This window comes from Mycobacterium sp. 4858, assembly GCF_900240975.1.
Taxonomy (GTDB): Bacteria; Actinomycetota; Actinomycetes; order Mycobacteriales; family Mycobacteriaceae; genus Mycobacterium.
In genome coordinates, this window is record NZ_LT968776.1 from 1,706,359 (window position 1) to 1,718,982 (window position 12,624).

Here is a 12,624-nt window from a genome sequence, read left to right on the forward strand (position 1 = left end):
CGTGGGGCTCGAGGACACCGATGCGTTGCGGGTGCTGCGCGACGCCTTCGCGCAGGAGGACTCCGGGCCCGGCAACGAGCTCGTGGGCCGGTTCTACACCCGCTGGTTCGGCCTCGACGCCTCGGTGCGCGACTTGTTCCCGCCCGAAATGGGCGGACAGCGGGCCGCTTTCGCGCACGCCATGCACTGGGTATACGGCGAGCTCGTCGCCCAGCGCGCCCAGGAACCGGTGGCCTTCCTCGCCCAGCTCGGCCGCGACCACCGCAAATACGGTGTGCTACCGGAGCATTACGACACGTTGCGCCGCGCGTTGCTGTCGACGTTGCGGACCCAGCTCGGCGGCGCCTGGACCGACGCCGTCGACGACGCGGCCCGCCAGTCGCTCAACCTCATCACCGGCGTGATGAGCGGCGCCGCAGACGCGGACGAGGGACCCGCGTGGTGGGACGGCACGGTGATCGAGCACATGCGGGTGTCCCGCGACCTCGCGGTGATCCGGCTGCAGCTTGACCGGCCGATGGACTACCACCCGGGCCAGTACGTGAATGTTCAAGTCCCGCAATGCCCGCGCCGCTGGCGCTACCTGTCCCCCGCCATCCCGGCGGACCCGGGCGGCGGCATCGAGTTCCATGTCCGCGTGGTCCCCGGCGGCCTGGTCAGCACCGCCATCGTCGGCGAGACGCGGCCCGGCGACCGGTGGCGGCTGTCCAGCCCGCACGGCGGCCTGCGGGTCGACCGGGAGGGCGGCGACGTCCTGATGGTCGCCGGGAGCACCGGGCTGGCGCCGCTGCGGACGCTGATCATGGACCTCAGCCGATACGCGGTGAACCCCCGGGTGCACCTGTTCTTCGGGGCGCGCTATCAATGCGAGCTTTACGACCTGCCGACCCTGTGGCAGGTGGCCTCGCACAATCCGTGGCTCTCGGTCTCGCCGGTCTCGGAGTACGGCGCCGACCCGGCCTGGGCCGCCGACTATCCCGACGTCACGCCGCCGCGTGGCCTGCACGTGCGCCAGACCGGCCGGCTCCTCGATGTGGTGACCAAATACGGTGGGTGGGGCGACCGGCAGATCCTGATCTGCGGCGGCCCGCCGATGGTGCGGGCCACCAAGGCCGCGCTGATCGCCAAAGGCGCTCCGCCGGAAAACATTCAGCACGACCCGCTATCAAGGTGAGTGGAGGAAGCATGCGCGTCGTCACCCTGCGCGACCCGGCCTCGTCGGTGGCCGCGGAGTTCGTGCCCGAGGCGGGCATGATCGGCACCTCGCTCAGCGATGCCGGCGTGGAGCTGCTGGGGCAGCGGCGCGGGCTGGACGCCTACGTGACGGCGGGCAAGACGATGGGCATCCCGATCCTGTATCCCTGGGCGAACCGGTTGGGCGCGAACACCTATACCGCCGAAGGCGTGACGGCGACGCTGACGCCGGGCGAGAACGGGGTCCGCGCCGACCCCAACGGATTGCCGATCCACGGTGTGCTGGCCGGCCATCCGGGCTGGCGGGTGATCGCCGAGACGGCCGGCGAGTTGATCGCCGAGCTGGATTTCGGCGCCGATCCCCGACTGCTCGCCAGCTTCCCGTACCCGCATGTGCTGACGGTGTCCGTGCGGCTGGCCGAGCGGACGTTGACGGTGCGCGCCACGGTGACCGCCACCGGTGCCCACCCGGTCCCGCTGTGCTTCGGGTTCCATCCCTACCTGCGCCTGCCGGACGTGGCCCGCCCGGAGTGGGTGATCGAGACACCGCCCCTGCGGCGCCTGCGGCTGGACGACCTCGGGCTGCCCACCGGCGAATTCGAAGCCCAGGCGGCGCTGTCGGAGCCGTTGGGGGACAAGGCTTTCGACGACGCCTACGACGAGGTGCCCGACGGCGCGGTGTTCGCGGTGTCGGGTGGCGGCCGGCGGCTGGAGGTGCGCTTCGAGCGGGGGTATCCGGCGACGCAGATCTTCGCGCCCACCGCCGAGGACGTCGTCTGCTTCGAGCCGATGACCGCACCGACGGACGCCCTGCGCCGCGGCGGCTACCACCGCGCGCGGCCGGGCGAGCCTGCGGTCACACAGTTTTCGATCCGGGTCTGATCAGCCGCGCGTTCTGCGCGGCTGCCACACCACCACGGCGGTGCTCTTGGGCACCACCGCCAGATCGCGGCGCTGGCCGGCGCGCACCTGCGCCAGCTCCTCGTTGAGCTCCTGCACGCGGGCCTGCAACGCCTCGACCTGGTTGGTCAGCTCGATGATGCGTTTGATGCCGGCCAGGTTGACGCCCTCGTCCTGCGACAGCCGCTGCACCTCGCGCAGCAGGTCGACGTCGTGCTCCGAATAACGCCGTCCCCCACCGGAAGTGCGGCGCGGGCTGACCAGGCCGAGGCGATCGTAGGTGCGCAGGGTCTGGGCGTGCATGCCGGCCAGCTCGGCGGCCACCGAGATCAGGAACGTCCGGGACTCCTCCCGTGAATTCTTGGCCATCAGCGATTGCCCGCCCATCCCGCTCGGGGATCGAACCCGCTGGCCCGCTCCGCGGCCGCGTACGCCTCCAGCGCCTCGGCCGCGGCGCCCTCCACGTTCGGTGGCACGGCGACCTTGACGGTGACCAGCAAGTCCCCGTTGCCGCCGCTGCGCTTCGGGACGCCCCGCCCGCGCACCCGCAGGATGCGGCCGTCGGAGGTGCCCTTGGGCACCCGGACGCCCACCTTGCCGTCCAGCGTGGGCACCGAAATCGTTGAGCCCAAGGCCAGTTCGGCGAAGCTGACCGGAACGGTCACGGTGAGGTCGTCGCCGTCGCGGCCGAACACCTTGTCCGGCCGCACGTGCACGGTGACGTACAGGTCACCCGACGGCGCGCCGCGCAGGCCCGCCTCGCCCTGTCCGGGCAGCCGGATGCGCTGCCCGTCCTCGACACCGGGCGGGATCCGCACGTTGATGGTGCGGGTGCGGGTGGTCACCCCGGTGCCCTTGCACTCCTCACAGGGGTGCTCGATGATCGAGCCGCTGCCCCGGCAGTCGGTGCACGGCTCGGAGAACCCGAACGCCCCCTGGTTGCGGCTGATCACGCCGGAACCGTTGCAGGTCGGGCACACCTTCGGGCTGGTGCCCGGCCGTGCCCCGCTGCCATGGCAGTTGGTGCACGGCGCCGGGCTGGTCAGCCGCAACGGCATCGCCACGCCCTTGGCGGCCTCGACGAAATCGAGCTGTGTCTCGGTCTCCAGGTCGTTGCCGCGCCGCGGCCGGCTGGGACGCGCGCCGGCCCCCCGCCCGAACAGGCCGCCGAACAGGTCGCCGATGTTGGCGCCCCCGCTTCGGCCCGCGGCATCGAACAAATCGTGGAGGTTGAACTCGGCGCCGTCACCGCCGGCACCGACCCCGCCGAAACCGCCCGCGTCGAACCGGCGTCCGCCGAAACCGCCGCCCGCGAAAAGGCGGCGGGTTTCGTCGTACTCCTTGCGCTTGGCCGGATCCGACAACACGTTGTGCGCCTCGGAGACGGCCTTGAATCGCTCGCCGGCGGCGGGATTGTCGGGATTGGCGTCCGGATGCAGGTCGCGCGCCAGCTTGCGGTAGGCGCGCTTGATCTCTTCGGGACTGGCGTCAGAGGAGACGCCCAGCTCCTTGTAGAAGTCCTTTTCGACCCATTCTCGCTGGGCCATGTCGCGTCACCCCCTCCCACCTTTCTGTTGTGTTGTGCTGATTGTGTGGTCTATTCACCGGACGCGCCGGGGTTATCGTCCGATTCGGCCGGCCCGGCCGCGGCACCCTCGTCCGCGACCGTGTCGATGACGCCGACCAACGCGTGCCGCAGGACCTGGTCGCCCAGCTTGTAACCCTGCCGCATGACCGTGCCGATCACCGGCTTGGAGCCGTCGCCGCCGCCGCCCTCGTGCTGCACGGCTTCGTGCAGCACCGGGTCGAAGTCCTCGCCTTCGGCGCCGAACGCCGTCAGGCCGAGCCCGATCAGCGCGCTGTCGAGCTTGTCGGCCACCGACTTCAGCGGCCCGGACTCCAGGTCGCCGTGCTTGCGCGCCCGCTCGAGATCGTCGAGCACGCCCAGCAATTGGCTGACCACGGCGGCCTTGGCCCGGTCCGCCGCGGCCTGTTGGTCGCGCAGCGCACGCTTGCGGTAGTTGGCGAAGTCGGCCTGGACCCGTTGCAGGTCGGCGAGCAACTCGGTGGCCTTGCCGGCCTCCTCGGGGCTTTCGCCGGCGAACTCGTCGGCCGGCGCCGCCTCGCCCGACGTGGCGCCGGGCGAGGCGTGCCGTACTTCACCGGTCTGCGGGTCGATCCGCCGCTTGTCGGTGACGGTCACCTGCTCCTGTGGATTGCCTTCTGTCACTTGGACTCCCGGTCGTCGTCGACCACCTCCGCGTCCACGACGTCGTCGGCGGAACCGGACGGGCCACCGGCCGCGCCGGCCTCCGCGCCGCCCGCGGCCTGGGTGGCCTCGTAGATGGCCTGGCCGAGAGCCTGGGACTCCTGGCCCAGCTTCTCCATCGCCGCCTTGATCGCGGAGATGTCGGTGCCGCCCAGGGCCGTCTTGGCCTCGGCGATCGCGCCGTCGACCTTGGACAGCGTCTCCTCGGGAACCTTCGACCCGCCCTCGGCCTCACGCTGGTCCTTGACGAACTTCTCCGTCTGATAGACCAGCGACTCGGCCTGGTTGCGGATGTCGGCCTCCTCGCGACGCTGGCGGTCCTCCTCGGCGTGCGCCTCGGCGTCCTTGATCATCCGGTCGATCTCCTCCTTGGACAGGCCGGAGCCCTCCTGGATCTTGATCGTGTTCTCCTTGCCGGTGCCCTTGTCCTTGGCCGTGACGTGCACGATGCCGTTGGCGTCGATGTCGAAAGTGACCTCGATCTGCGGGACGCCGCGCGGGGCCGGCGGGATGCCGGTCAGCTCGAAGGAGCCGAGCAGCTTGTTGTGCGAGGCGATTTCGCGCTCACCCTGATAGACCTGGATCTGCACCGACGGCTGGTTGTCGTCGGCCGTGGTGAAGGTCTCCGACCGCTTGGTGGGGATCGTGGTGTTGCGCTCGATGAGCTTGGTCATCACGCCACCCTTGGTCTCGATACCCAGGCTCAGCGGCGTGACGTCAAGCAGCAGAACGTCTTTCACCTCGCCCTTGAGCACACCGGCCTGCAGCGCGGCGCCCACGGCCACCACCTCGTCGGGGTTGACGCCCTTGTTGGGCTCCTTGCCGCCGGTGAGCTCCTTGACCAGGTCGGTCACCGCGGGCATGCGGGTGGAACCACCCACCAGCACCACGTGGTCGATCTCGGACACCGAGATGCCGGCGTCCTTGATCACCGACTGGAAGGGCTGACGGGTGCGGTCCAGCAGGTCCTGCGTGATGCGCTGGAATTCGGCACGGGTCAGCTGCTCGTCGAGGAACAGCGGGTTCTTGTCCGCGTCGACGGTGATGTAGGGCAGGTTGATCGAGGTGCTCTGCGAGCTCGAGAGCTCGATCTTGGCCTTCTCGGCGGCCTCACGCAGCCGCTGCATCGCCATCTTGTCCTTGGTCAGGTCGATGCCGCTGGTGCCCTTGAACTTGTCGACGAGCCACTCGACGACGCGGTCGTCCCAGTCGTCCCCACCGAGGTGGTTGTCACCGCTGGTGGCGCGGACCTCGACGACGCCCTCGCCGATCTCGAGCAGCGAGACGTCGAACGTGCCGCCGCCGAGGTCGAAGACCAGGATGGTCTGTTCCTTCTCGCCCTTGTCCAGGCCGTAGGCCAGTGCGGCCGCGGTGGGCTCGTTGACGATGCGCAGCACGTTGAGGCCTGCGATCTGGCCGGCTTCCTTGGTCGCCTGCCGCTGGGCGTCGTTGAAGTACGCCGGCACGGTGATGACGGCGTCGGTGATGTCCTCACCCAGGTACGCCTCGGCGTCGCGCTTCAGCTTCATCAGCACTCGGGCGCTGATCTCCTGCGCGGTGTATTTCTTGTCATCGATCTCGATGGACCAGTCCGTGCCCATGTGCCGCTTGACCGAACGGATGGTGCGGTCGACGTTGGTCACCGCCTGGTTCTTGGCGGGCTGGCCGACGAGCACCTCGCCGTTGCGCGCGAACGCGACGATGGACGGGGTCGTCCGCGAGCCCTCGGAGTTGGCGACGACGACGGGGTCACCGCCCTCGAGAACTGCGACGACGGAGTTGGTGGTCCCGAGGTCGATACCGACCGCACGAGCCATAGTGATTCCTCCTGATTGAGTAGAGCTTCTTTGGTGCCACTATGCTGAGTGAACCCCGCTCAAGACTGCTCTGGTCGACACCGTGGTGTCAACCCAGCATTGAGTCTGGTTCACTCAACTTGTCGCACATGCTAACGGCGGACGCCGCCGTCTTGTTCCCGGGGGGTCGAAAGGGTGTGCCGCGATGCGACGGCCGCGCAGTGAGCGCGCGGGCGCATCGGTGGGTTAGCCTGAGCCTTTCCGGAGCCGAGACGGCAGGACTCAATGCCACCGCAAGACAGCGCCGCCGCGCGGCTCACCCGCGAAGAGTCGGGCTATCACAAGGGCCTGAACAACCGCCAGATCCAGATGATCGGTCTCGGCGGCGCCATCGGAACCGGCCTGTTCCTCGGCGCCGGAGGACGGCTCGCGTCGGCGGGACCGGGGTTGTTCCTGGTGTACGGGATCTGCGGCGTCTTCGTCTTCTTGATCCTGCGCGCCCTCGGCGAGCTCGTGCTCTACCGCCCGTCCTCGGGATCCTTCGTCTCCTACGCCCGTGAATTCTTCGGCGAGAAGGCCGCTTTCGCGGCGGGCTGGTTGTACTTCCTCAACTGGGCGATGACCGGGATCGTGGACACCACCGCGATCGCGCACTACTGCCACTACTGGACGGCGTTGCAGGCCGTGCCGCAGTGGACGCTGGCGTTGATCGCGTTGGTCATCGTGCTGGCGATGAACCTCATCTCGGTCAAGCTGTTCGGCGAGCTGGAGTTCTGGGCCTCGTTGATCAAGGTGCTCGCGCTGGTGACGTTCCTGGTCGTCGGCACGGTCTTCCTGGTCGGCCGCTTCAAGGTCGACGGCCATGACCCCGGGGTGGCGCTCTGGGACAGCCACGGGGGACTTCTGCCGGCCGGCCTGCTGCCCCTGGTGCTGGTGACCTCGGGCGTGGTCTTCGCCTACGCCGCGGTCGAACTGGTCGGCATCGCGGCCGGGGAGACCGCGAACCCGCACAAGATCATGCCGCGCGCGATCAACTCGGTGGTGTTTCGCATCGCCGTGTTCTACATCGGGTCGACGGTCCTGCTGGCGCTGCTGCTGCCACACACCGCCTACCGGGACCATGTGAGCCCGTTCGTCACCTTCTTCTCCAAGGTCGGGTTCGGCGGGGCGGGCAGCGTGATGAACCTCGTCGTCCTCACCGCCGCGCTGTCCAGCCTGAACGCCGGGCTGTACTCCACGGGCCGCATCCTGCGGTCCATGGCGATCAACGGTAGCGGACCGAAGTTCACCGCGCCCATGACGAAGAACGGCGTGCCGTACGGCGGGATCCTGCTCACCGCCGTTGTCGGCCTGCTGGGCATCGTGCTCAACGCCGTCAAACCGAGCCAGGCGTTCGAAATCGTGCTCCACATCGCCGCCGTGGGCGTCGTGGTCGCCTGGGGGACGATCGTCGCGAGCCAGCTGCGGTTCTACCGGCTGTCCCGCGCCGGGACGGTGCAACGGCCGCACTTCCGGATGCCGTTGGCGCCCTACAGCGGCTACCTCACGCTGGCCTTCCTGGCCGGCGTCCTGGTCCTGATGCTGGTGGACAAGGTCCAGGGCCCATGGCTGCTCGGCGCGATGGCCGTCGGCATCCCCGCGCTGATCGCCGGCTGGTACCTGGTCCGCCATCGGGTGCACGCCGCCGCCCAAGACGCCGCCCTGCCGGCCGCCGACCCGCCCGCGGCGGCCTAGGGCTCGTCGATGTCGCGACCGCCGGCCAGATCGGCGCAGTCGACGAGCTCGACGTCGTGCCGGGTGCGCAGGTAGGCGCCGGCGCCCTGATCGCCGGAGATGCGCGAGAGGACCTCGCGCCAGTGCCGGCGCGCGATCACCACCGGGTGCCCCGGCCGGTCGCCGAACACGGCGCGGGCCAGGCCGCTGGTGGACCCCACCGCGCGGTCCAGGACTCGTGCCACCACGGCGGCGCCGACGTCGGGCGTGTCGATGACGTGCAGCACCGCGTAGTCCGCGTGCATGCGGTCCGCCTGGTTCAGGCCGGCTCGCACCGAGGCGCTCAGCCCCTCGCGCCAGTCCGGCGCGGCGATCGCCGTGACCCCGACCGGGGCAGGAACCTCGACGGCGCCCAGGACCAGGACGACGCCCGCACAACCGCCGTCCTGCAGCGCGTCCACCGCGGCCTCGAGCCAGCCGTCGACCAGCACCTTCGGCTTGCCGTAGCGGCTCCCGGCCCCTGCGGCCAGCAGCACCCCGACGATGCGCGGCGCCGGGCCGATAGACTGCGATAACGTCACTCTCCTATGATGACATTGGGCTTCTCGCACAGTGACAATGATGGAGCGCAATGACCCAGGACGTGCAGGCGACCACGGCCGGAGCCGTCACCCCCACGCCGCGGTACGCCGGCACCCGCGTCCAGCGGGTGGAGGACGGCCGGCTGCTGACCGGCCGCGGCAGCTTCGTCGACGACATTTCGCGACCCGGGATGCTGCACGCCTGCTTCGTGCGCAGCCCGTTCGCGCGGGCGCGGATCAACGGCATCGACGCCTCGGCGGCCCTGGCGCTGCCCGGGGTGCGCGCGGTGTTCACCGCCGCCGACCTCAACCCGGACGTGAAAGAGGCGTGGCACGCCGTCGCCGGCAAGGACATGCCGGACACCCCGCGACCGCCGCTGGCCGAGGGCGAGGCCAAGTTCGTCGGCGACCCCGTCGCGCTCATCGTCGCCGAGAGCCGCTACATCGCCGAGGACGCGCTTGAGCTCGTCGACGTCGACTACGAGCCGCTGCCCGCGGTCACCGACTTCACCCGCGCGCAGGACTCCGAGGTGCTGGTGCACGACGGCTACCCGAACAATGTCGCCGGCGGGATGGGCGGGGCCCCGCCGGACGAGGAGCTGTTCGCCAACGCGCCGTGCGTCGTCAAAGAGCACATCTACCAACAGATCTACGCGCCGGTGCCGATCGAGACCCGCGGCCTGGTGGTCGAATGGACCGCCGGCACCGGGGAACTCACGATGTGGGCGTCCACCCAGACCCCGCACGAACTGCGCGCGTTCTGCGCCCGGCTATTGGGCATTGCCGCGCAACGGGTTCGGGTCATCATGCGCGACACCGGCGGCGGGTTCGGCCAGAAGGTCGTCCCGATGCGCGAGGACATGTGCATCATGCTGGCCGCCCGCAAGGTGCCGGCGGCGCTGAAGTGGATCGAGGACCGACGCGAGAACCTGATGTCGGCCGGGCAGGCCCGGCACGTCGACGGCACCGCGCGCATGGCTTTCGACGCCGAGGGCAACATCGCGGCCGCGGACATCGACTTCGTCCAGGACATCGGCGCCTACCCGACGCCGTACCCGGTGCTGACCACGGCCGCCATCGGCATGTTCTTCCCCGGCCCCTACCGGGTGCCCAAGGCCAGCTTCAACTACAAGACGGTCTTCTCCAACACCAGCGGCCTGGCCGCCTACCGCGGACCGTGGCAGTACGAGACGCTGGCCCGCGAGATCCTGCTCGACATCGCCGCCCGCAAGATGAACGTCGACCCGGTCGAGCTGCGCCGGCGCAACCTGTTGCGCCGCGACGAGATGCCCTACGTCAACCCCAACGGCATGCCGTATGACCACGTCGCCCCGATCGACACGTTCGAGCAGGCGGTGAAAATCCTTGACCACGAAGGCTTTCGGAAGGAACAGGCCGAGGCGTTGGCGCACGGCCGCTACCTGGGCCTGGGCTTCTCGGCCTACATCGAGCCCACCGGCGCGGCCACCGGGCACCTGGCCACCGAAGGCGCCACCATCCGCATGGAGCCGACCGGCAAGATCAACGTCTACGTCAACGGCGGCTCGAGCGGAAACAGCATCGAGACCACCGTCGTGCAGCTGACCGCCGACGCGCTGGGCGCCGACATCGACGACGTGGCCACCATCCAGGGCGACACCGCGGTCACCCCGTACGGCGCCGGGACGCAGGGCAGCCGCAGCGCGCCGATGACCGCCGGGGCCGTCGCCGAGGCGGGCGCCATCCTGCGCGAGACGATCGTGGCGCTGGCCGCGCACCACCTGAAAGTGCCGGAGGCGCAAGTGGATCTGGCGTTCTCGGTCGCCAGCGTGCGCGGTGACCCGGCCAGGTCGGTGTCGTTCGGCGAGCTGGCCTACGTGGCGTACTACTCGCCGCAGCAGCTGCCGCCGGGGCTGTCGACCAACCTGGAGGCCACCGCCCGGTTCAACTCGACCAACCCCATCCACTGGTCCAACGCGACGCACGCCTGCACCTGCGAGGTGGACGTGGCGACGGGCAAGGTGACGCTGCTGCGCTACATCGTCAGCGAGGACGTCGGCCCCATGATCAACCCGTCGGTGGTGGAAGGCCAGATCGCCGGCGGGACGGTGCAGGGCATCGGCGGCGCCCTGATGGAGGACATGGTTTACGACGACGACGGCAACCCGCTGGCAACGACTTTCGTCGACTACCTGCTGCCCACGGCCACCGAGGTGCCGCCGATCGAGTTCGGACACGTCGAGATCCCCGGGCCGGGGCCGGGCGGCTACAAGGGCGCCGGCGAGGGCGGGGCCATCGGGTCGACCCCGGCGGTGATCAACGCCATCAACGACGCGCTGGCACCGCTGGGCGTGAGGGTCACCCGGCTGCCGGCCAGCCCGGCATCGATCGCCGCCCTGCTGGAGCGGGGTGAACGATGAAACCGGCCGCGTTCGAATACCACCGCCCCGACACCCTCGACGACGCTGTAGGCCTGCTGGCCGAGCTGGGCGATGACGCGAAGATCCTGGCGGGCGGCCAGAGCCTGGTGCCGATGCTGGCGATGCGGCTGGCCTACTTCGACCATCTCATCGACATCTCCCGGCTGCCCGAGCTGCAGGGCATCGACCGCAGGGGCAACGAGCTGTGGATCGGCGCGGGCACCACGGAGGCGGCCGTGGGCGCCGACGACCAAGTGCGCCAAGCGGTTCCGTTGTTGACTCGGGCGACGCCGTTCGTCGGGCATTTCCAGATCCGCAACCGCGGCACCCTTGGCGGGTCGATCGCCCACGCCGACGCCGCCGGCGAATACCCCGCCGTGGCCCTGACGCTGGACGCGGTCATGGAGGTCGCCTCGCCGCGCGGGCGCCGCGAGATCGCGGCCGCCGACTTCTTCGCCGGAGTATGGGAGACCACGATGGACTCCGACGAGGTGCTGACCGGCGTGCGATTTCCCGTGTGGGACGGCAGATCCGGGTTCGCGGTGGAGGAGTTCTCGCGCCGGCACGGCGACTTCGCGATCGCGGGCGCCCTGGTCGCCGTCCAGCTCGACGACCGGGATCGGGTGTCGGGCTGCGCGATCGGGCTGCTGGGCATGGGGCCCACGGTGCGCCGCGCGACCGCGGCCGAGGTGGCGGCGGTGGGCAGGCCCGTCGCCGAGCTGGTGCCCGAACAGATCGGCGAAGCGGCCATGAGCGGGCTGGACGACGTTCCCAACGACCTACAGGGCTCGGCGTCGTACCGGCTGAAGGTGGGCGCCGCGATGGCCGCGCGGGCCTGGACACGAGCGACAGCCGAAGCGGCCACGGGGGCAAGCGATGCGTGAACACCCAATCGAACTGTCCGTCAACGGGACTCCGGTCACCGCCGCCGTCGAACCGCGGATGACGCTGGCGGACTTCCTGCGGGAGCGGTGCGGCCTGACCGGCACGCACCTGGGCTGCGAGCATGGGGCGTGCGGGGCCTGCACGGTCCTGCTGGACGGGGAGGCCGTGCGTTCGTGCCTGATGTTCGCGGTGCAGGCCGAGGGGGCGGAGGTGACGACGGTCGAAGGCGTTGCCGCACCGGACGGCACCCTGTCGCCCGTGCAGTCGGCGCTGCGGGAGTGCCACGGGCTGCAATGCGGCTTCTGCACGCCGGGTTTCGTCATGTCGCTGACCGCGCTGCTGCGCGACAATCCCGACCCCAGCGATCACGAGATCCGCGAGGGCCTGTCGGGCAACTTCTGCCGGTGCACCGGTTACCAGGGCATCGTGGCGGCCGCACGCCGGGCCGCCGAGACCCAGTCGGTCACGCCGCGATAAAGCTTCCCCATCGGGGCGGCATCGTAGGCGCGCGGCTGCCGGGGGTTTCGCCACTTCGCGCGTAATCTGATTTCCCGGTATCGGGTGATCAGCGGGAGTGATGCGTGCGGTTTTCGCAAAGGGCACGGTGGAGCCTTGCCGGTGGATCCCTACTGATCGCGCCGGTGATGGTCAGTCCCGCACTCATCGACGCCTGTAGCACCACCGTCGCCGGCCGGCCCGTCGCGGCGCCGGGGGCCGGCCCGGTCGAACCCTCGTTCTGTCTCTATACACATCTGACGCTGCCGACGAATAGAGAGGTGTAGATCTCGGTGGTCGCCGTATCATTAAAAAAAAAAAAAATCATAACGTAATCGGTCAGTGCTATCTTTAAGCAGTAGACTGTTAAATCCGAAGAAGGACGACAGCAT

General features: G+C 69.7%; 11 protein-coding genes. 6 read left to right on the top strand and 5 right to left on the bottom strand.

Annotated features, from left to right (window positions below; genetic code table 11):
- Window position 1 precedes the first annotated feature (1 nt).
- On the top strand, window positions 2–1,174 hold the full coding sequence (locus C1737_RS16585; RefSeq protein WP_067920628.1) for an FAD-binding oxidoreductase: 1,173 nt from the start codon (window positions 2–4) through the stop codon (window positions 1,172–1,174).
- Between the two features lie 11 nt (window positions 1,175–1,185).
- On the top strand, window positions 1,186–2,076 hold the full coding sequence (locus C1737_RS16590; RefSeq protein ID WP_067920625.1) for an aldose 1-epimerase: 891 nt from the start codon (window positions 1,186–1,188) through the stop codon (window positions 2,074–2,076).
- Here C1737_RS16590 and C1737_RS16595 read toward each other — a convergent pair whose 3' ends face one another.
- From C1737_RS16595 to dnaK, 4 genes are read right to left on the bottom strand one after another with little or no spacing between them, the layout of a single operon-like run.
- Window positions 2,077–2,463, bottom strand: a complete 387-nt coding sequence (locus C1737_RS16595; protein WP_067920661.1) for a heat shock protein transcriptional repressor HspR — start codon at window positions 2,461–2,463, stop codon at window positions 2,077–2,079.
- Window positions 2,463–3,641: a molecular chaperone DnaJ gene (gene dnaJ / locus C1737_RS16600; RefSeq protein WP_102418922.1), complete on the bottom strand. Its 1,179-nt coding sequence runs from the start codon at window positions 3,639–3,641 to the stop codon at window positions 2,463–2,465. The genes C1737_RS16595 and dnaJ overlap by 1 nt, the downstream gene beginning before the upstream one ends.
- 50 nt (window positions 3,642–3,691) lie before the next feature.
- On the bottom strand, window positions 3,692–4,324 hold the full coding sequence (gene grpE / locus C1737_RS16605) for a nucleotide exchange factor GrpE (protein WP_102418923.1): 633 nt from the start codon (window positions 4,322–4,324) through the stop codon (window positions 3,692–3,694).
- Window positions 4,321–6,180: a molecular chaperone DnaK gene (gene dnaK / locus C1737_RS16610; protein WP_068051212.1), complete on the bottom strand. Its 1,860-nt coding sequence runs from the start codon at window positions 6,178–6,180 to the stop codon at window positions 4,321–4,323. Before dnaK ends, grpE begins: the two co-directional genes overlap by 4 nt.
- Window positions 6,181–6,444: 264 nt before the next feature.
- On the opposite strand from dnaK, the gene C1737_RS16615 reads away from it, so the two are divergent.
- Window positions 6,445–7,893 (top strand): amino acid permease, encoded by a 1,449-nt coding sequence (locus C1737_RS16615; protein WP_067923365.1) that lies wholly within the window; start codon window positions 6,445–6,447, stop codon window positions 7,891–7,893.
- Here the strand turns inward: C1737_RS16615 and C1737_RS16620 are convergent.
- Window positions 7,890–8,453, bottom strand: a complete 564-nt coding sequence (locus tag C1737_RS16620) for an NTP transferase domain-containing protein (protein WP_233214773.1) — start codon at window positions 8,451–8,453, stop codon at window positions 7,890–7,892. The two genes, C1737_RS16615 and C1737_RS16620, sit on opposite strands and share 4 nt — an antisense overlap.
- Before the next feature lie 50 nt (window positions 8,454–8,503).
- On the opposite strand from C1737_RS16620, the gene C1737_RS16625 reads away from it, so the two are divergent.
- Genes C1737_RS16625 through C1737_RS16635 form a run of 3 tightly spaced genes read left to right on the top strand, consistent with a single transcriptional unit; the run spans window position 8,504 to window position 12,214 of the window.
- Window positions 8,504–10,852 carry a xanthine dehydrogenase family protein molybdopterin-binding subunit gene (locus C1737_RS16625; RefSeq protein WP_102418924.1) on the top strand — a complete coding sequence of 783 codons (2,349 nt, stop codon included), beginning with the start codon at window positions 8,504–8,506 and terminating at the stop codon, window positions 10,850–10,852.
- Window positions 10,849–11,736: a xanthine dehydrogenase family protein subunit M gene (locus tag C1737_RS16630; protein WP_102418925.1), complete on the top strand. Its 888-nt coding sequence runs from the start codon at window positions 10,849–10,851 to the stop codon at window positions 11,734–11,736. The genes C1737_RS16625 and C1737_RS16630 overlap by 4 nt, the downstream gene beginning before the upstream one ends.
- On the top strand, window positions 11,729–12,214 hold the full coding sequence (locus C1737_RS16635; protein WP_067923356.1) for a (2Fe-2S)-binding protein: 486 nt from the start codon (window positions 11,729–11,731) through the stop codon (window positions 12,212–12,214). The genes C1737_RS16630 and C1737_RS16635 overlap by 8 nt, the downstream gene beginning before the upstream one ends.
- Window positions 12,215–12,624: the final 410 nt, after the last annotated feature.